Genomic DNA, 19,077 nt, shown 5'->3' with positions numbered 1-19,077 from the left:
GTGGGAGCAAGACCATGAAGATCGGTGAACTGGCGCAGGCGAGCGGTGTGGCGGCGTCGCGTATTCGCTTTTACGAGGCGGAGGGCTTGCTGCCGAATGCGCAGCGTCAGGCGAACGGCTATCGGGAATACGACGACGATGCGCTCACACGTCTGAGCCTGATCCAGCGCGCGCAGAACGCGGGATTCACGCTCGACGAAATCCGCGCAATCCTGCCGCCGGATCTCAAGGCGTGGCCGCATGACACGTTGCTGGAGATGCTCCGTCGCAAGGTCGCGGAGATCGATGCACTGGCGCAGAAGCTGGCGGTATCGAAGCGCAATCTGACGTCGCTGATCGACGCCATCGAACATCGGGAGGCGGGAGAGGATTGCGCGGCAGCATCGCAACGCGTGCTCGCTTCCGTTCGAGAAGGGGATATCGGCGGTGACAACGGCACGGAGATCGTGCCCCGGCGCGCGCCTGTCGGCAAGCGCGCCTGAGACGTCATCGACCGCCGTCGATCAGCGGCTGGCGAGAATTTCGCTGGCTTTGGCGATGACCGGCGCGTCGATCATCTTTCCGTCCAGCGCCACGGCGGCACCGCCGCTGGCGTTGGCTGCGGCGACCACACGTTCGGCCCACGCGATCTCGTCATCACGCCATGCGAAGGCGGCATGCACGGGCGCGACCTGACGCGGATGGATGCACAGCTTGCCGCGAAACCCGAGTGCACGTGCGCGACGCGCCGAGGCTTCGATGAGCGCGGCGTCGTCCAGCGCGGTCGTCACGCCGTCGACCGGCGCGGCAATACCGGCGAGGCGCGAGGCGAGCGTCAGTTGCGAGCGGAAGTACAGCAGCTCGTCGCCATCGCCTTCGATCCCGATGTCCAGCTGGAAATCGATAGTGCCGAACATCAGGCGCTCGACGCGCGGCGCTTTGGCGATGTCTCCGAGCGCGGCAAATGCCTGAGCGGTTTCGATCAACGGGACCAGGCGCAACGACAACGTAGCACCTTGCGCTGCGCGGGCGAGCGTGGCGACGTCTTCCGCCTTCGGGACGACGAGACCGCCTAGTTGCGGCACCCCGGCGAGCGCGGCGACATCGGCCTCGAACCACGGCGTCGATGCCGCGTTGATGCGCACGTAGATGGGCACAGGAGCGGACGCGGTGGCGTCGGCCTGTCGTGCTGTCAGCCAGTGGACGACCTGTTCGCGGGCCGCGAGTTTGTCGGCAGGCGACACAGCGTCTTCGAGGTCGAGGATGACTGCGTCGGCCCCGGACGCACATGCCTTGTCGAAGCGTTCCGGGCGGTTGCCGGGCACGAACAGCCAGCTACGAATGACGGGAGCGGTCGACATGGCTTACACCGCCTGCGCTGCGTGCAGCGCTTCGATCTGATCGGCACTGCGACCGAGTTCCGCGAGGATGGCATCGGTATGCTGCCCCAGCGCGGGAATCGGGTCCATGCGTGGCGTGAACTCGGAACCGGCACTCGGCATACCCGGCGGGATCGGCGCGCGAATCGGGCCATTGGGCGTGGCGACTTCGGCCCAGCGCTGACGCGCAGCGAGTTGCGCGTGCTCCCAGACGTCATGCATGTCGTTGAGGTTCGCGTTGGCGATGCCGACGGCATCGAGCCGGCTCACCAGTTGGGGCGCGTCGAGCTGCATGAAGACCGCGTGGATGATGGCGCGCAATGCGTTGCGGTTCTCCAGGCGCTTCGGGTTCGACGCAAAGCGCGCGTCCTCGGCCAGTCGTGGCTGTTCAAGCACTTTTTCGCAGAACGTCTTCCACTCGCGTTCGTTTTGCAGCCCGAGCATGACCGTCTTGCCGTCGCCGGTTTCGAACGGACCGTACGGGAAGATCGTGGCGTGGGCAGCACCGGCGCGCGGCGGCGGCGTCTGATCGTCCACCGAGTAATACAGCGGGAACCCCATCCACTCGACCATGCATTCGAGCATGGAGATGTCGATGCGCGAGCCCTTGCCGGTCTTGCCGCGCTGAATCAGCGCCGAAAGAATGTTCGTGTACGCGTACATGCCGGCAGCGATGTCGGCGATGGAACAGCCCGCCTTTGCTGAGGCTTCGGGGGAGCCCGTCACCGAGAGAAAGCCCGACTCGCTCTGGATGAGGAGGTCGTAGGCCTTCTTGTCACGGTAAGGGCCGTCGGGCCCGTAGCCCGAAATACCGCAGACGATGATGCGCGGATAGCGCGCGGACAGCGCCTCGTAGCTCAGGCCGAGGCGATCGGCCGCGCCGGGGGCGAGGTTCTGGACGAGCACGTCGGCGTCGCTGAGCAGATCGTGGAGTACGGCTTGGGCGGCGTCCTGCTTGAGGTCGAGCGTGAGGCTTTCCTTGGAGCGGTTCGTCCACACGAAATGCGACGACATGCCGTTCGCGCGCGCGTCGTAGGCGCGGGCGAAGTCACCGGCGCCGGGACGCTCGATCTTGATCACGCGTGCGCCCAGATCGGCCAGTTGACGGGTGCAGAACGGGGCCGCAATGGCGTGTTCGAGCGCAATGACCTTGATGCCGTCCAAGGGCCTCATGACAGAAATCTCCGAAGAATCGAAACAGGTTGAGCGAGGGGCGGGGCGTGATCAGACGATCCTGGCGAGCACGATGAGGCTCAGCGTGATCGTGATGGCGCCGCCGATGCGGGTGGCGATCTGTGCGAACGGCATGAGACGCATGCGGTTCGCGGCGGTGAGGATGGCGACATCGCCCGTGCCGCCCATGCCGCTGTGCGTGCCGACGACGATGGCCGCGTCGATGGGGTGCATGTTCATGCGGCGGGCCACGACGAAGGCCGTTGCCATCAGCGTGAGGACAGTGGCAATGATCGTTACCAGCGTCGGCACGTTGAACGACGCGACGACCTTCTGCCACGGCGTGATCACGACACCGATGGCGAACAGCAGCGGATAGGTCACGGCGGTGGCGAAGAACTTGTAGACGACACCGGCACCGGCTTCGAGCTTCGGCGAGAAGATGAAGCCGATCTTCGCGGCGACGGCGAGCACCAGCATCATCACGGGGCCGGGCAGACCGAGCGTGCTCTGGGCGAGCATGCCGACGAAATACAGACAGACGGCGATCATGCCGGCGGCGGCGATGTCGGTGGCGTCGACGCCTTTCGCAGGTTGGCCGTGAGCGTCGTGGGCATCGTGCGCGCCGAGGTCGTCGCTGCCGGTGCGCATGAGCTGGCCGTTACCGGTCAGCGCCGGATAGCGTTTGCCGATGGCATTGAGCACACCCGAGAAGACGATGGCGCAGACGTTGCCGAGCATGACTGCGGGGAGCGCCTGAGCGAGCAGATCGCCAGCCGCCTGATGCATCACTTCGGAGTAGCCGATGGTGAGCGGAATCACGCCTTCGCCGAGACCGCCGGACATCACTGGGATCACGACAAAGAACACCGTGTGGAACAGGCCCATGCCGAGCATCGTGCCGACGGCCGTGCCGACAAGGCCGGCGAGGACGGAGCCGATGGCGAGCGGCACGAAAATGCGCACGAAGCCGCCGATCAGGACCTTGCGATCCATGCTCAGAATGCTGCCGACGATGATGCCGGGGATGAACAGATACAGGAAGTTGCTCTGCTTCCAGAAGGCGACGATGGGCGTGACGACCGACGGCGGCAGCACATTGGAGAACACAAGCCACGACGGCAGGAACGTCACCAGAATGACCGGCCCGCCGATGCTGCGGAAGACCGGGATGCGCTGACCGATTTCCATGCAGGTGAAGCTGCACACGGCGAGTAAGGCGATGATCGGGGACAGCTCGGCGGAAAGTTTGCCGGTCGTGAGCACCGTCGTTACGATGGCGGCGATCAGCACCAGATGCACAGGCAGCGGCACGATACCTACACGAAAATCCATGATGCGCCACCACAGGTCGCGCAGTGGGTGATGTTGCACCGGGGAAGTCGCGCCTTGACCACCTTGACCGCCTTGCGCGGCAGTGGCAGAGAGTCCGTCTCGCATCCTGCTGTCTCCGTATTGGAATTGGTTTGTTGACGGGACTATAGGCGCGCGTGCCTTGCGGGAGGAAATACCGATTTTGGATGTGGGTATAGGGCCAGACTATGGCTTGGTGTTCTCGAACGACGAGAATCGGGTGTTAACCCGGTCGATGGGTCGAAAAGCTGAGTTTCGTCCGTTCTCGTATAGCAGTACGCTATGGCTTTTCGAGACAACCCACTGATGCGACGGTGTCGGTGGCCCGAGGTCATGGACGTCAGACAACTCCGAAATTTCGTGGCAATCGTCGACAGCGGCAGCGTCTCCAAGGCGGCCGAGCGATTGCATATCGCCCAGCCGTCGTTGAGCGCGCAGTTGCGCGGGCTTGAGGACGAACTGCAAGCGCAATTGCTGGTGCGCAGCGCGCAGGGGGTGACGCCGACCGATGCGGGAAAGGCGCTATACCGGCATGCGCGGGTGGTGCTGCGTCAGATGGAGCAGATTCGCCAGGAAGTGCGGGAGGGCGGCGGCAGTGAAGCGGGGCCGGTGGCGGTGGGCTTCCCGACGACGATTGCGTCGATTCTCGCGGTGCCGCTGTTCACGCGGGTGCGTGAGCAGTACCCGGGCATCCGCCTGCAAATCTTCGAAAGCATGAGCGGGTACATCGGCGAGTTGCTGGCGAACGGACGCCTCGATCTGGCGATGTTGTTTCGGGATTCGGAGACACGCGGGATTTCGGTGATGCCGCTGTTCGACGAGGCACTTTACGTGCTGGGTGGACATCGGGTGTGCCCAGCGATCTACGAGGACGATGTGCACGACACTTGCGCGTTGGCGTTGCTGGCGAACGTGCCGATCGTGGTGCCCAGTGCGTCGAACGGCTTACGTCTGCTGATCGAGCGGAGCTTCGCGCAGGCGAATGCGGAGTTGAACATCGTGGCGGACATCGACTCGTTGCCGACACTGATCGACATTGCGCGTCTGGGCGATGCGTGTTCGATTCTGCCGGTATCGGCGCTGGCGTCGCGTGATCCGGCCTTGCGTCCGCGCTCGCGCCGCATCGTCTCGCCGCAATTGCAACGCCCGGCGAGCATTTGCTGGTCCAACTCGCTGCCCGTCGGATCGGCCACGATCGCAGTGCGCGAATGCATCGCCGACCTCGTCCGTGAGTTACAGGCGGACGGGCATTGGAAGGGGATTACGTTGCGACCGGTGGATAGCGGTGCCGTGAACGTCTGAGCGACGTCGTGATGGCCGATGGCTGCGGCATGCGCAACACGCGCGGTGGATGCGGCCCGGTCGGGGGGCAAGGCCGCATCGCCGACGCCTTACTGACGCATCCCGATCGCCAGACGGTTGAATGCGCTCATCAGGGCGATGGCGAATGTCAGGTCGGCGATTTCGGTGTCGTTGAAGTGCTCGCGCAGCGGATCGAACGCTTCGTCCGGGGCATGCGTCTGGTCGATGGCGACGACCGATTCCGTCCACTCCAGCGCTGCGCGCTCACGGGCGCTGTAATGCGAACTCACGCGCCAGCCGGCGAGGCTGTCGATCTTGTGATCGGGCATGCCGTCCTTACGGAGCGCCTTCGCATGCATCTCGAGGCAGAACGAGCAACCGTTGATTTGCGACGTGCGCAGATACACCAGCTCGATCAGCGCCTTGCCAAGCGTGCTCTTCTCCAGCGCCTTCTTCGTGGCGGCAAATCCCTGATAGGCCTCGGACGACAATGTGTAATAGGACAAACGAAGCGTGCTCATCAAAACTCTCCAAAAAAGTGGGTGCGCGGGGTGCGCATCAAGTGCAATCAAGAACGAATAGCGGGGGCTTGTCGCAACGTCACCAATTTACGAGAATCATGTCCTAGTGTTCAGATGCAAGAATTGACGAAATCAATAGGACATTCCGGATGGACTATCCCTATCTGAAGCCCGGACCCGGTGACGACGCGCCGCTCTACCTCCAGCTTTACCGCCGCTACCGCGACGCCATCGCGAGCGGAAAGCTTCGTGCGGGCGACCGGGTGCCGTCGGTGCGCAGCCTGGCCAGCGAACTCAATCTGGCGCGTGGCACCGTCGAACTGGCCTATCAGATGCTCACCAGCGAAGGCTACTTCATCCCCCGGGGCGCCGCGGGAACGTTCGTGTCCCCGCGTCTGGAGCACCTCGGCGAGGCGGCGCCACCGGTCGCGACGCCCTCGCCGCAACCTTCCGTGCCGAGAGATGCGCTGGCGGCGGTCGGCGCGCCGCGTCCGTTTCAGTTGGGACTGCCCGCACTCGACGCCTTCCCGCGCAAGACCTGGGTGCGTCTCGCCGGCAGGAGCCTGCGGGTCATGGACCTGGCGTCGATGTCCTATCCCGAGTCGGCGGGCTATGCGCCATTGCGCCACGCCATCGCAACGTATCTCGGCATCTCGCGCGGTATCGCCTGCACCGCCGAACAGGTCTTCGTCACGCCCGGCTATCGCGCCGCGCTCGATCTCGTGTGCCGAACCCTGATCGAACCAGGGGCGCAAGGCTGGTTCGAGGACCCCGGCTATCCGTATGCCCGGCATTTCCTCGAGAGCATCGGTATGCAACTCGCGTCGATTCCCGTCGATGACGAGGGGCTCGACGTCAATGAAGGCGTCAAACGTGCGCCGAACGCCCGCTTCGCTGTCGTCACGCCGACGCATCAGAGCCCCACGGGCACGACACTGTCATTACCCCGTCGGCTTGCACTGCTCGAATGGGCAGGGCAACAGCAGTCCTGGATCGTGGAGGACGACTACGACAGCGAGTTTCGCTATCACGGACGTCCATTGCCCGCGCTCAAAAGTCTCGATCACGACGGCCGGGTGCTTTACACGGGAACGTTCAGCAAGGTGCTGTTCCCCGGCCTGCGGCTTGCCTATCTCGTGGTGCCGCAGGCGCATATCGAGCGCTTTGCCGCGTCGGCCAGCCAACTGGGTGGCCCCGGTTCGGTGCACGTGCAGGCCACCGTTGCCGACTTCATGGAGCAGGGGCATTTCGCCCGGCATTTGCGCAAGATGCGCTCGCTCTACGCCGAGCGACGTCGGTACCTTAGCGATGCGCTCACCGACGTCTTCGGCGACGATCTGTATGTGCAACCGCAAGCGGGCGGCATCCAGACGCTGGCGTATCTGCGCAATGCCCTCGCCAGACGGGGCGACGTGCCGCTCTCCGAAGCCGCGCACGTGCAAGGACTCGCCGTGCATGCGCTCAGCCGCTGGTATGGCGGCAAGGCGTCACGCTCGGGCTTGCTCATGGGGTTCACGAATCTCCCCGATATGGCCACGGCGATGGCGTTGAGCCGACGCCTCAAGGCGGCTATCGAATCGCCGTAAGGCACAACGCCCGGTGCGCATCCGGGCGATCCGCGATGATTCAGGGCGAGGAGGCGAGGGACTCGATAAGACCACGTCAGGACAGGTGCCTTCGAAACCCGCTATGCTTCGTGGATTGGCGCTCGCGCGTCCCCCGATTTCGTGCAACGGCGGCGCATGCGCCGTCTGCACCTCATGCTTCTCAGGAGTTTCCCCCGTGGCAGCGTTCGACATCGACGGTATCGTTTCCTCATTGCATGACGCCCGCTTGCGCTGGCGCGACGGTCAGCGCCGGCTGCTCGAATCCGGCGGTCGCGATCTGCCGTCGCGGGAGCGTCTGGCGGACATCGTCGTGCAACTCAAGGGCGCGCTGTTCCCGATGCGGCTCGGGCCGCTCGACCTGCATCATCAAGGCGAGAACTATTACGTCGGCCACACGCTCACGAGCGCCCTGAACGGTCTTGCCGAACAGGCCCGGCTCGAATGGCGCTACAAGGCGCGTCACGACGCCGATATCACGGCAGCGCTGATCGAGGAACGCGCGCACTCGGCCATCCAGCAATTCGCGAGCCGGCTTCCGGAGATTCGCGGGCTGCTCGATCAGGATGTGCTGGCGGCTTATCAGGGCGACCCGGCGGCGGGCAGCGTGGACGAAGTGCTCATCTGCTATCCCGGCATTCACGCGATGATCCATCACCGGATCGCGCATGAGTTGTATCGTCTGGAACTGCCGCTGCTCGCGCGCATCATCGCCGAACAGGCGCACTCCGAAACGGGCATCGACATTCACCCCGGTGCGCAGATCGGCGCGGGCTTCTTCATCGACCACGGCACCGGTGTGGTGATCGGCGAGACGGCGATCCTCGGCCAGCGTGTGCGCGTCTATCAGGCCGTCACGCTTGGCGCGAAGCGCTTCCCGGCAGACGACGACGGCAATCCGCGCAAAGGGTTGCCGCGTCACCCGATCGTGGAAGACAACGTCGTCATCTATGCAGGAGCGACGATCCTCGGACGCGTCACGATCGGGGAAGGCTCGGTCATCGGTGGTAACGTCTGGCTCACGCAGGACGTGCCCCCGTTCAGCAACATCACGCAAGCCCGCTCGCGCACCGAAGCCGGTTCGCCGCCGGTCTCCGGTTGCGATAACGAACGCGCCTGATCGCGACCCGCATTCGCCCGGCGCGGCGTCACACCATCGACGGGGGCGCGGCGATGCGGGCGCGAACGTCGGGCGACGCGAGACACGTCGCTACGGCCTCGAATCCCGGCGCGCCCGCGTAAGGCGCGACGCGTACGGGAGGGCTGTGGTTCGCGGGGCACAGAATGATGGCTTCATGTGGGCCGACGGCGCTCAGGTCGAGAATCGAGGACGAGCGCGTCATCAGAAAGCGGGGCGGTTTGCGCGGCCTCGCTTCCTGCCGTAGATAGCGAATCAATGCCTCCTGTGTGGACTGCGTCAGATCCTGTTCGACCATATCGACCACCAGCGCACCCGCGCGTTCGGCTTCCAGCGTGACGAGCAACACCGTCAGCGCTACCGACGACTCGGCGCCGTCGTCCAGCAGCCACCCTTCGGCGCGGGTAACTGCGGATCGCAATGCCGCGTCGTGTTCCAACGACTGAAGGGCATGCGCGGCAGACGTCTCCTGCAAACGATCCAGCCCAAGAAACGTCCCGCCGGGCATCGCCTGCGCCAACTGCATCGCCAAACGTGTCTTGCCGCTGCCCAGCGAGCCGATGATGTAGTTCAGCGGCCGGATGTCCCGCATCTCGAACCGCTCGCCACCCCACGGCCATGGCAGATCGAACGCAACGCTCGGCGCTGCCTGCTCGACAAGACCAGGCAGCTCGCCCTCGGCGGGCATCCGTCCCGCGTCCAATCCCGCCCGCAGACTCCGGACCGTTTCCATACGATGCAGACGCTCGCGGATCTCGCCATCCAGCGTCGCTTCGTGGACGGCCAACGCGTCGGCAAGGGTCTGACGGTCGCCTTTGAGCACGCTCGCCACCTGGGCAAGGCTCAAACCCAATGCGCGAAGGGCGACGACTTCCGCGGCGCGCGCCATCTCGGCGGCGTCGTAGACGCGATATCCCGCCGTCGTTCTGGCCGGACTGAGCAACCCATGCTGCTCGTAAAGTCGTAACGCCTTGTTCGAGACACCGAGCCGGCGGGCCGCATCCGACGCGTTAAGTCGCACCGCAAAATCGTTCATCGTTCACCTCTGAGTGTTGACCGGGTGACGCTATGCTCGGGCCGTCCCCAAGGGACAGGTCAACGACATTCGACAGGTTTTCTGACCGGTATCCGACACTACGCAACGGAGCCATTGCTGTCGAATTATTTTCTGAATAATTAACCGACCGGTCGGTTTTATCATGTTAGGCTTCAACGCGCTGGCTCATAACAATTACGGAGACATGAATGACCTTGATTTCTCGCTCGAGCGTTTCCTCACCTTCATCGATTGCGCTCGGGCACGCCCGCACGCAAGGTGTGCGCCTTAACCGTCATCGCCTCTGGGCAAGTGTCGCAGCGTCGCTGTTGAGTCTGGCACTGACGGTGCCGTTGGCGGCAATCGCCGCCCCCCGTGCAACGGTCGCGGCGGCATCCGCCGATAAAGTCCCCGGACGCACCGACGTGACGATCAAGCGCGACGAGTTCGGCGTGCCGCACATCTATGCCTCGACGACCTATGCGCTGTTCTACGGTTATGGCTACGCCATTGCGCAGGATCGTCTGTTCCAGATGGAGATGGCGCGTCGCAGCACGCAGGGCACCGTCGCAGAAGTGCTGGGCGAGAAATTCGTCGATTTCGACAAGTCGATTCGCGGCAATTACTGGCCCGCGTCGATCCGCCGTCAACTGGCCGATCTGCCCCAACGCGAGCGGGACATTCTCGACGGCTACGCCGCAGGCATGAACGCATGGATCGCGCAGATTCGCGCGCAACCGTCTACGCGCATGCCCAAGCAATTCAATGACCTCGGCTTCCAGCCCGCGAACTGGGACGCGTTCGATGTTGCGATGGTTTTCGTCGGCACCATGGCCAACCGCTTCTCGGATGCGACCAGCGAGATCGACAATCTGGCGCTGGTGACGGCCCTCAAGGACAAATATGGCCCGCAGAAGGGCATGGCATTGTTCGATGAACTGAAGTGGATCACGAATCCGGATGCGCCGTCCACCGTGCCTGCCGCCGACGGCGTTTATCCAGTCAAGGTCGGCGCGTCGACGGGCGCGCCGATGCAGCCGCTTGCCCGCTACGACGGCCCCGCGCCGACCTTCGCACGTCTTGCACGCGGTAGTGACGGCGCGTTGCTGCATCAGGACGCCGAGACCAACGCCGCCACGATGCTCGCGCAGTTCGCGGAGTCCGGACAGCCCGGTCCGGCAGGCTTCCCGACGACGAGCAACATGTGGATCGTCGGAAAACAAAAGGCGCGCGGCGCCCGCGCCATCATGCTCAACGGCCCGCAATTCGGCTGGTTCGCGCCAGCCTACACCTACGGTATCGGGTTGCACGGCGCAGGCTTCGATCTCGTGGGCAACACCCCGTTCGGCTATCCCTGCATCTTGTTCGGCCACAACGGCAAGATCTCGTGGGGCTCGACGGCCGGTTTTGGCGACGACATCGACATCTATGCCGAGAAGCTCGATCCGGCGAACCCGAACCGGTATTTCCACATGGGCCAATGGCACGACATGGAAAAGCGTGTCGAGATCATTCGGGTGAAGGGCGCCGAGCCGGTCGTGCAGGAGGTCTATCGCACGGTGCACGGTATCGTCATGCAGCGCGATGCGAAGCAACACATTGCGTACGCCAAGGCGCGCGCGTGGGATGGCCTCGAAGTGCAGTCGCTGCTCGCCTGGACGCACCAGGCGCAGGCGCAGGACTGGAAGTCGTGGACGGCACAGGCTGCGCGCCATGCGCTTACGATCAATTGGTACTACGCCGACGTGTCCGGCAACATCGGCTACGTGCATACGGGGGCGTATCCGGCGCGTCAGCCGGGGCACGACCCGCGTCTGCCGGTGCCGGGCACCGGCGAGTGGGACTGGAAGGGCCTGCTGCCGTTCTCGACCAACCCGAAGGTCTACAACCCGAAGCAAGGCTGGATCGCCAACTGGAACAACTCGCCGCAGAAGGGCTATCCGGCGAGCGATCTGTTCGCGTTCGTGTGGGGCGGGGCAGACCGCGTCGTCGAGATCGACAATCGCATCGAAGCGCATAACAAGCTGGGCGTCGACGAGATGTGGCAGATCCTCAAGGACACGAGCGCCGTGGACGTCAACCGTACGCACTTCCTGCCGTTCATCGAAGGCGCCACCGCCAATCTGCCCGCCACCGACGCACGCCGTCAGCTCGCGATGCAGCTTGCCGCGTGGAACGGTCTGGCTCGCGACGCGGGGCACACCGGTCACTACGACACCGCAGGCCCGGCCATCATGGACGCATGGCTGAGCGCGATGCTCAAGCGGACGCTGGGCCATGTGGTGCCCGCGCCGTACGACAAGTGGTTCCTGGCCAGCGGTTATGCCGCGCCGCAGGACGGCCCGACGGGTTCGCTCAACATCGGCAACGGCAGCAAGGTCCTGTACGAGGCCTTGCGCGGCGACAAGTCGGGCGTGCCGCAAGCCTTTGACATCTTTGGCGGCCAACCCCGCAACGACGTGATTCTGGCGGCGCTGGACGACACGATTGCATCGCTCAAGACGAAGCTCGGGCCGGACATGTCGGCGTGGCGTGCACCGACCGTGCCGCTGACGTTCCGCGCGAACAACTTCTTCGGCATCCCGCAGGCTAACGCTGCTGAAGCGGTGCGTACGCCCGTCTACATGAACCGGGGGACGGAGAACGATCTGATCGTGTTCGGTCCGACGGGTAGCCGGGCGAAGGTCGCGGCTTACGACGTCGTCGCGCCGGGGCAAAGCGGCTTCATCGCCCCGGACGGCACGCGTTCGTCGCATTACGCGGATCAGTTGGAGATGTACACGTCGTTCGGCCGCAAGCCGTTGTGGCATGACCCGGCGGATGTCGACCGCGCGGCGAAGTCGGTGGAACGTCTGCACATTGAACGTCTGTCCGACGCGCAGTAACCGGCAACAGCGCGCGTCGCTCTCAGACGATCCCCGCCGCACCGGCGATGGCGCATAACGCGACCACCGCCAGCGGCGGGGCTTTCCAGCGCACCAGCAGGACAAATGCGATGACGGCCACCGCGAAGTCGGCCGGCGCGTGCACGGCGCTCGTCCACACGGGCGAGTACAGCGCCGACGCGAGAATGCCGACGACGGCCGCGTTGACGCCGGCCAGCATGGCTGCTGTGATGGGGCGTGAACGCAATGCCTGCCAATGCGGCAATGCCGCGACGACCAGCAGCAGCCCCGGCAGGAAGATGCCTACCGTGGCGAGCACTGCGCCTGACCACGCGTGCGTTGGCCCGCCGGACAACCCGCCGAGAAATGTCGCGAATGTGAACAACGGCCCGGGCACGGCCTGCGCAGCGCCGTAGCCCGCCAGAAAGTCATTCGCGGACACCCATCCTGATGCCACGGTCTGCTCCTGAAGCAGGGGCAGCACGACGTGCCCGCCACCGAAAACCAGAGCGCCCGAGCGATAGAAACCGTCGAAGATGGCGATCGCCCGGCTTTCGGTCAGAGGGTGCAGGGCAGGGAGTCCGAATAGCAGGACGCAAAAGACGATCAGTGCCAGGACGCTCGCGGTTCGAGAGACAGGAAAGCGCAGCGACGCCGCTGCGTCCGTCGGCGCGAGTCCTTCCGTGCGCAGCAGCGCAAAGCCAAGCAGTGCGCCGAGCGCAATCACGATGAGTTGTGCGTAGACGGTCGTCGTCAAGGCAAGGATGGCCACGGCAGCCAGTGCAATGCCGGCACGCCGCGTGTCGGGACAAAGCCGTGTTGCCATGTCCCACACGGCTTGCGCCACCACGGCGACCGCGACCAACTTCAGGCCATGCAATACACCGCTGCCGATCGATCCACCCAGTTGCGGCGCGACGCGGGCGAATCCCAGAAGCAGTAGCGCCGAGGGCAGAGTAAAGCCGCACCACGCCGCGAGACCACCCAGCCACCCGGCCCTGAGCAGGCCGAGCGAGAACCCGACCTGGCTGCTCGCCGGTCCGGGCAGAAACTGACATAACCCCACCAGATCGGCGAAGCTCGCATCGTCGAGCCAGCGGCGCCTCTGCACGAACTCACGACGGAAATAGCCGATGTGCGCCACCGGCCCGCCGAAACTCGTCAGGCCGAGGATGAGAAAGGCGCAGAGCACGTCGAATGCCTCGCGCGACCGAGGGCGTGCCTCGGTGTTCGGGGAGAGGTGGTTCTTCAAAGGACAGGCGCACGAAAGCCGGAAGCCAAAGTCTCGCGAGCATAGCAGCGAAGCCGTGACCTTGGGGGGACGTTGGCGTACGGCATCGTTTTGCCGCGAAACGCGTGTGATGCCGATGGCGGAGCTTCCGCATTTCATCAGGTTTGGCGACATCCGTTGCTTGATCGGATTATCGTTAACTAATATGATTAGGAAATTTCCTTATTTAAGTAGTTTTGATGTGAGAGCGCGAGGGATACGATGGTCAGAGCGGGATTGACGCTGGAACGTCTGGTGGAAGGAGGCGCAGATCTGGCCGACGAGATCGGTTTCGAGCAACTCAGCGGGGCAGCGCTTGCGCGGAAGTTCGATGTGCGTCTGCCGAGTCTGTACTCGCATGTGAAGAATCTGGACACGCTCAAGGCCGAGATCGCCATGTTCGCGCTCGCACAGCTTGCCGACGCGGCCATGCAAGCGATGGCGGGTCTCTCCGGGCGCGAGGCGCTGCAAGCGCTGGCGGATGCCCATCGCGACTACGCACGTCGGCATCCGGGACGCTTCACCGCCGCAAGGTACCCGCTGACGTCGGCACAGGCGGCGGCGAGCGCCGGGCCGAAACTGACGCAATTGATCCGCGCCGTGCTGCGCGGCTATGGCGTGCCGGAGGACGAGCAGGTCCATGCCGTTCGCTTCCTCGGAGGTTTCCTGATGGGCTACATCACGCTCGAACTGGCGACAGGCTTCTCGCACAGTGCACCCGGGTCCGACATCTCATGGCAACGCAGCCTCGACGCGCTCAACGTGTCCCTCCGGCACTGGCCGTCGACGCCCGGCGCTAATTGACGCGTCGCATCTTTCTTCTACCGAATCGAAAGTCATGAATTCACCTGTGGACGGCGTGCGAGTTCCCGCACGCGTTATCCCTTTTCCCGAGAGTGTCAGCGCCGAGGCCCAGGCGGCATTACGTCGTCTGGTCAATGCGGACGGCGTGCCGTTCAATGCCTTGCACACGACACCGTTACCGGATGACATCGACGGCTGGACGCGCTTCAAGGCCGCCGCCGACGCGCAATACGGCGCCGCGATGGCGCAGTACGCGGGCCGGTTGCGCTCGTCCGTGCAGACGCTGACGCTCGGGAACGCGACGGCCCATGTCGCCACACCGCCCGATCTCGTCACGGACGATGTCGTCTACGTGGATCTTCACGGCGGGGGCCTGGTCCTCGGCGAGGGTGATGTTTGCCGGATCGGTGCGCAGATGCAAGCCGACCAACTGGGCGTGCGCTGTTGGGGCATCGACTACCGCATGCCACCCGCGCATCCGTACCCCGCCGGACTCGACGACTGTCTGACGGTGTATCGCCATCTGCTGTGCGAATACTCGCCGGAGAAGATCGTGATCGGTGGCCGTTCTGCGGGGGCGAATCTCGCGGCAGCCATGGTGCTGCGCGCACGCGACGAAGGTCTGCCGCTACCCGGGGCGTTGGTGCTGCTGTCACCGGAACTCGATCTGACGGAGTCCGGCGACAGCTTCGAACTCAATCAACGGGTGGACGTGCTCTTGCCCAGGTCGTTGATGTCCAACAATCTGCTGTATGCCGCCGGCGCGGATTTGTCCGATCCGCACTTGTCGCCGTTGTTCGGGGATTTCAGCAAGGGCTTTGTGCCGACGTTCATCCAGAGCGGGACACGCGATCTGTTCCTGTCGAATGCCGTGCGCATGCACCGGGCGTTGCGCCGCGCGCGGGTGCCGTGTGAGTTGCATGTGTTCGAAGCGATGCCGCACGGCGGATTCATGGGCGCGCCGGAGGATCGGGAGTTACGCGCCGAAGTGACGCGCTTCGTCCACGAGCATCTATCCATGGCCGACGTGGCACACACGGATTGACGTGGTCGACGACGGCGGGTGTCATCGGCCAACGCCCAATTTGTTGGTGTGGCACGACATGATCGTCAACTCTGGCACAACTGACGGTTCGTTTCAGCAATCACGCGGCGTCTTGCCAAGTTAGCGTTCTCTCCCGGCTGCGTAATGCGATCCGGCGTGCATTCGCACGATGGCCATTCGCAGCGCGATTTATAGAGGATTGCTGAATGACTCGATTGCATCAGGCGATGCCGCACCACGCCCATCGTCCCGCGTCATCGTCGTACCACGCGTTGCCGCGCAGCCCTCGGCCTGCGTTTGCCGATGACTGGCATGCGGGCAGAGCGTCGCGCCACACGGGGGCGCGCCATGGCTCCCGGAAGCGCACGAGCCGTGTGATAGCGACGCGCGAGACGCCCGCGATGCCCGTCACGCCGGATCGGACGACAGCGAGAGATGCCTCATATGCCGTTTTTGCATTGACACTGCTGACCGTCGGTGGACTCGCTTCTGCGGCCACGGTGTCCGGCGCGCGCGTGCCGACCCGCCGGGATCTCGTCGAGGGGCCGCGCGCCGTCGCCGCGCCGACGGTCTTGCCGCAGGCCAGCATCACGTCCGGCATCTTCGGGCTGCTGGACATGGGGACAACCTCGGACGTGCGTGCCATCGCACCGGCCTGTCTTCCGTCTGCCGATGTCAGGCCGCTGGGCAGGGCGCCGTCGCTGGTGGCGGGCGTCGATGCGGCGAGCGCCGGTCACTTCGCGTATCGACAGGACGTGCAGCGCGCGGTGGTGATGCTGATCCGCGAGGCCGTGGCCGCCGCCGACCCCGAAACGCGCGAGGTATTTGCCAACGCCGAAGTGCTGATGCCTTTTCGCATGCATCTGAATCTGGAGCGCGCTGCCGGGCGGCAAACGCCGGAGACATCCGGAACGCCAGCGCGGTGCACGACGTTCGAGGCCACGCATGCGATCTTGCTGATGCTGCGTAGCCCGGACGGCGCATGGCGCGAGTACGCGCTGTCGCTCGCCGACAAGGCGCCCGGACTCGTCTCCGAACTGTTGAATTGTGTGCCGCGCCACACCTTCTGGCCCCGATGCTATGCCAGCACGCACGGCCCGACGCTGTGGGGGAATGACTGGCCGTCCATCGAGTCCAGGATTCATGAAGACGACCAGTTGCGCTTCTGGACGCAACGCGCCGGGGCGCCCGTCACACCGGGGTGGCCGTCGCCGAACGCGTCGGTGCTCGATTCTCCGGACATGGAGGAGATTGCGGAGTTGCTGATCGACACCGTCGCGCAGCATTTGCCTCGCGATCGTCGTCACGCACCGGCGGAATCGGCGGCGCCGTCAGATTCGCCCAATTCGCTCAATTCGGCAGATTCGCCTGCCGCACGGCCGCGACGGCACACCGCGTCGGGCGACCCTCGGGCGCTCGATCGGGCGAAGGGGCTGGCCGCACGAATGACGCTCGCGGGGTTCGAGTGTCTGGCGGCGGTGGTGCGTCCCGAATCGCTGCGCAAGGACGCGCTGGCCTTGCTCGCGCATCTATGGCCACAGACCCCGGCGCCAGTGCCCCACGAAGGACATCCGACCTATGAACGCGAATCGTTCGAAAGCGAACTGGGTCGGGGTGTGCAATGGACATTGCCGCCTGATGTCTACGTCGAGTACCGTCCGGAACTGACGCAGAACGGAGTGCAGGTCTTTGAGGTCGACGGGGTGCTGTACGGCGCAACCGTCGCACATACACGCAAGCACGCGTCCAATCTCCGTCCCCTCGATGAAATACGCGCCGAAGCCGGGCCGTACACGTTGTGTCGTATCTCGCGGGGAATGGGGGCCGACGTCGACGGCATGTGTCTCGAATGTCACTCCGAGCGCGAAGGGCAGGTCACGGTGACGGAGCAGGGCGCGACGGTGACGCAGCATCAGGTCATCGAGGCGTCGCCCGTACTGCGCTTGCGTGTCGCGGTCTATGCGCAGCAATTCGAGGCGCCGGACGGCCGTCGGCGATTCTTCGCGTTCGGGCGGCTTGGGACGTTCGACGAAGACGATGTCCCTCACGTGGGGCCGGACTCTCCGGTGGTCGATGCGTCGGTCTACGTGCGGACGCTGGACGGCGAGATGACTTTCTTCGAGCAGGCAACCTCGGACGGCCCGGTCGGCGGCCGGCGTGTGCATATCAGCCTCGGCGGCATGGAGATCGCCGTACCCTTCGGCACGTATCGGGATCATCACGGCAAGCTCTATGGCGTGGTTCAACTCTCGCATGACGTCTATTACCGCTTCTTCCTGCCCGATATGGAGGCGCATGAAGCGCGGCGTCACGTCCGGCTGCGACGGCGCGATGCAGAGCATCAGGATATCCGGGAGTACCGCATTGCCCAGCGTCATCGCGCGGCTGCGGAAAACGCGATTGTGCTGCCGACGATCTCGTACGGCGAGACACGCACGTTGTTGCAGTTGTATTTGCGCATGTGGGCGCAGGCGCCATCACCGGCGCAAGTCTGGCGAGGGCTGGAGGATATCCCGTTGTCGGTGAGCGAGGCGCGGCAAGCCGTGCAGCAGCTCACGCATGCCATCGAACGTCGGGTGGCGGCAGCCAGAGGTGCTGCTATCGGTGCCGCAGCCGGTGCCGATGAAGTGGACGGCGCGCGTGCCCCCGTGTTGCCGGAGGTTGATCCCGCCCTGTTGCCGACGTTTCAGCAGCTCTGGACACGCTGGCAGCGATATCCCTCGCAAGCGGATGCCTTCGTCAACGCCGTCGCGCGGGACTTCGTGTCGCGCCCGTCGCCGCTGGCGGTCTGGTCGCAGTTGCCGTTCACTGGCGACGTGCAGACCGCGCGCGACGTATTGGCGCTCTTCCACGAGGTCTTTCCAGGGATGTCGGGACTTCAGGCACTGGTCACCGGCGCGGCACGGGCGTCGCGTGACGTGCAGAACCGACTGCGCATGCTGGCCGGCAACGCGAACATCGCGTTGGCCGAGGTGATTCTGACCGACGGCACGCGTGTGATCTACTATTGCATGTCCGGCCTGCAACGCAACCAGTTACCGACCAACGCCCCGACGGTGCGCTTCGTGGATGCCGGTCAGGCATATGCACAACGGCAACACAGCGTTGTTCATCAGAAAAACGCACGGCGTCGGGGCGAACCGACGGAGCCGCCAGCGTTGCGTCTGGCCATCGCCGACGCCAACATGCCGACTTACCACCCGGCATCGGGCGAAACGAAGTCGCGCACACTGGACACCGAGCGGCTGATTCTGGCGCAGATTTATGCCGATCACCCGGCGGGCGAAGGGGTTGTGCGCTCCATTGTGATGTGCTCACGGCTGCCGTTCTGCGATTCGTGTGCCGTGAATCTCGCCATGGCGCCGTATCACTATCCGGATGCGGAACTTCGGTTCTATTACATCGCCCCGTCGCCGCGTGAGCGCACGCCGACAACGGCGACACCCTCGTTGCTCTCCACGACAGCGGGGCCGAAGCCGACACCGAGACGTCGTCCGGGCGGGGATGGTGCGCACGTGCATTCGACGTTGTAACCGCGACGTCAGCGCGTTTTTCCCCTATATTGACCCGTCTTGACGTCAATCTTGT

Annotated in this window: 14 protein-coding genes; 8 read left to right on the top strand and 6 right to left on the bottom strand. The window is 64.6% G+C overall.

The features are described 5' to 3' along the window. Window positions 1–14 precede the first annotated feature (14 nt). Window positions 15–482 (top strand): MerR family transcriptional regulator, encoded by a 468-nt coding sequence (locus PCA20602_RS04915; protein WP_150720239.1) that lies wholly within the window; start codon window positions 15–17, stop codon window positions 480–482. A 21-nt stretch (window positions 483–503) separates the two neighbouring features. Here the strand turns inward: PCA20602_RS04915 and PCA20602_RS04910 are convergent, their stop codons facing one another. The 3 genes from PCA20602_RS04910 to PCA20602_RS04900 are packed head-to-tail and all read right to left on the bottom strand — an operon-like array spanning window position 504 to window position 3,866. After that, entirely contained in the window at window positions 504–1,340 is an 837-nt protein-coding gene (locus tag PCA20602_RS04910; RefSeq protein WP_150720238.1) for an HpcH/HpaI aldolase/citrate lyase family protein, read from the bottom strand. Between the two features lie 3 nt (window positions 1,341–1,343). Then, complete coding sequence (locus PCA20602_RS04905) at window positions 1,344–2,531, bottom strand: CaiB/BaiF CoA transferase family protein (protein WP_150720237.1); 1,188 nt, start codon at window positions 2,529–2,531, stop codon at window positions 1,344–1,346. Window positions 2,532–2,582: 51 nt separating this feature from the next. Further along, window positions 2,583–3,866: a 2-hydroxycarboxylate transporter family protein gene (locus PCA20602_RS04900; RefSeq protein WP_150720236.1), complete on the bottom strand. Its 1,284-nt coding sequence runs from the start codon at window positions 3,864–3,866 to the stop codon at window positions 2,583–2,585. Between the two features lie 351 nt (window positions 3,867–4,217). Here PCA20602_RS04900 and PCA20602_RS04895 point away from each other — a divergent pair, with 351 nt between their 5' ends. Then, complete coding sequence (locus PCA20602_RS04895; protein WP_150720235.1) at window positions 4,218–5,186, top strand: LysR substrate-binding domain-containing protein; 969 nt, start codon at window positions 4,218–4,220, stop codon at window positions 5,184–5,186. Window positions 5,187–5,275: 89 nt separating this feature from the next. On the opposite strand, the gene PCA20602_RS04890 is transcribed toward PCA20602_RS04895, so the two are convergent. After that, on the bottom strand, window positions 5,276–5,707 hold the full coding sequence (locus tag PCA20602_RS04890) for a carboxymuconolactone decarboxylase family protein (protein ID WP_150720234.1): 432 nt from the start codon (window positions 5,705–5,707) through the stop codon (window positions 5,276–5,278). A 149-nt stretch (window positions 5,708–5,856) separates the two neighbouring features. Between PCA20602_RS04890 and pdxR the strand changes: the two genes are divergently transcribed. Both pdxR and epsC read left to right on the top strand, forming a co-directional pair. Then, a complete protein-coding gene (pdxR, locus tag PCA20602_RS04885) occupies window positions 5,857–7,293 on the top strand; it encodes a MocR-like pyridoxine biosynthesis transcription factor PdxR (protein WP_150720233.1) in 1,437 nt (478 codons plus the stop codon). Between the two features lie 196 nt (window positions 7,294–7,489). Then, on the top strand, window positions 7,490–8,431 hold the full coding sequence (gene epsC, locus PCA20602_RS04880; RefSeq protein WP_150720232.1) for a serine O-acetyltransferase EpsC: 942 nt from the start codon (window positions 7,490–7,492) through the stop codon (window positions 8,429–8,431). Window positions 8,432–8,459: 28 nt separating this feature from the next. Here the strand turns inward: epsC and PCA20602_RS04875 are convergent, their stop codons facing one another. After that, window positions 8,460–9,485, bottom strand: a complete 1,026-nt coding sequence (locus tag PCA20602_RS04875; RefSeq protein ID WP_150720231.1) for a MerR family transcriptional regulator — start codon at window positions 9,483–9,485, stop codon at window positions 8,460–8,462. Window positions 9,486–9,694: 209 nt separating this feature from the next. Here PCA20602_RS04875 and PCA20602_RS04870 point away from each other — a divergent pair, with 209 nt between their 5' ends. After that, a complete protein-coding gene (locus PCA20602_RS04870; RefSeq protein ID WP_150720230.1) occupies window positions 9,695–12,370 on the top strand; it encodes a penicillin acylase family protein in 2,676 nt (891 codons plus the stop codon). A gap of 22 nt (window positions 12,371–12,392) precedes the next feature. On the opposite strand, the gene chrA is transcribed toward PCA20602_RS04870, so the two are convergent. Continuing rightward, complete coding sequence (chrA, locus tag PCA20602_RS04865) at window positions 12,393–13,562, bottom strand: chromate efflux transporter (RefSeq protein WP_150720229.1); 1,170 nt, start codon at window positions 13,560–13,562, stop codon at window positions 12,393–12,395. A gap of 300 nt (window positions 13,563–13,862) precedes the next feature. Here chrA and PCA20602_RS04860 point away from each other — a divergent pair, with 300 nt between their 5' ends. From PCA20602_RS04860 to PCA20602_RS04850, 3 genes are all read left to right on the top strand, one after another. Further along, window positions 13,863–14,444: a TetR/AcrR family transcriptional regulator gene (locus PCA20602_RS04860; RefSeq protein ID WP_150720228.1), complete on the top strand. Its 582-nt coding sequence runs from the start codon at window positions 13,863–13,865 to the stop codon at window positions 14,442–14,444. 34 nt (window positions 14,445–14,478) lie between these two features. Then, window positions 14,479–15,489 (top strand): alpha/beta hydrolase, encoded by a 1,011-nt coding sequence (locus PCA20602_RS04855; RefSeq protein WP_150720227.1) that lies wholly within the window; start codon window positions 14,479–14,481, stop codon window positions 15,487–15,489. 206 nt (window positions 15,490–15,695) lie between these two features. Beyond that, window positions 15,696–19,022 carry a hypothetical protein gene (locus PCA20602_RS04850; protein ID WP_150720226.1) on the top strand — a complete coding sequence of 1,109 codons (3,327 nt, stop codon included), beginning with the start codon at window positions 15,696–15,698 and terminating at the stop codon, window positions 19,020–19,022. The last annotated feature ends 55 nt before the right edge of the window (window positions 19,023–19,077 follow it).

Origin of the sequence: Pandoraea capi, assembly GCF_902459735.1 — a bacterium.
GTDB lineage: Bacteria > Pseudomonadota > Gammaproteobacteria > Burkholderiales > Burkholderiaceae > Pandoraea > Pandoraea capi.
This window is presented reverse-complemented; position numbering and strand designations above follow the sequence as displayed.

Coding starts and splice junctions, on each gene's coding strand:
- PCA20602_RS04915 (WP_150720239.1), top strand. CDS start 15: ATGAAGATCGGTGAACTGGCGCAGGCGAGCGGTGTGGCGGCGTCGCGT.
- PCA20602_RS04910 (WP_150720238.1), bottom strand. CDS start 1,340: ATGTCGACCGCTCCCGTCATTCGTAGCTGGCTGTTCGTGCCCGGCAAC.
- PCA20602_RS04905 (WP_150720237.1), bottom strand. CDS start 2,531: ATGAGGCCCTTGGACGGCATCAAGGTCATTGCGCTCGAACACGCCATT.
- PCA20602_RS04900 (WP_150720236.1), bottom strand. CDS start 3,866: ATGGATTTTCGTGTAGGTATCGTGCCGCTGCCTGTGCATCTGGTGCTG.
- PCA20602_RS04895 (WP_150720235.1), top strand. CDS start 4,218: ATGGACGTCAGACAACTCCGAAATTTCGTGGCAATCGTCGACAGCGGC.
- PCA20602_RS04890 (WP_150720234.1), bottom strand. CDS start 5,707: ATGAGCACGCTTCGTTTGTCCTATTACACATTGTCGTCCGAGGCCTAT.
- pdxR (WP_150720233.1), top strand. CDS start 5,857: ATGGACTATCCCTATCTGAAGCCCGGACCCGGTGACGACGCGCCGCTC.
- PCA20602_RS04875 (WP_150720231.1), bottom strand. CDS start 9,485: ATGAACGATTTTGCGGTGCGACTTAACGCGTCGGATGCGGCCCGCCGG.
- PCA20602_RS04870 (WP_150720230.1), top strand. CDS start 9,695: ATGACCTTGATTTCTCGCTCGAGCGTTTCCTCACCTTCATCGATTGCG.
- PCA20602_RS04860 (WP_150720228.1), top strand. CDS start 13,863: ATGGTCAGAGCGGGATTGACGCTGGAACGTCTGGTGGAAGGAGGCGCA.
- PCA20602_RS04855 (WP_150720227.1), top strand. CDS start 14,479: ATGAATTCACCTGTGGACGGCGTGCGAGTTCCCGCACGCGTTATCCCT.
- PCA20602_RS04850 (WP_150720226.1), top strand. CDS start 15,696: ATGACTCGATTGCATCAGGCGATGCCGCACCACGCCCATCGTCCCGCG.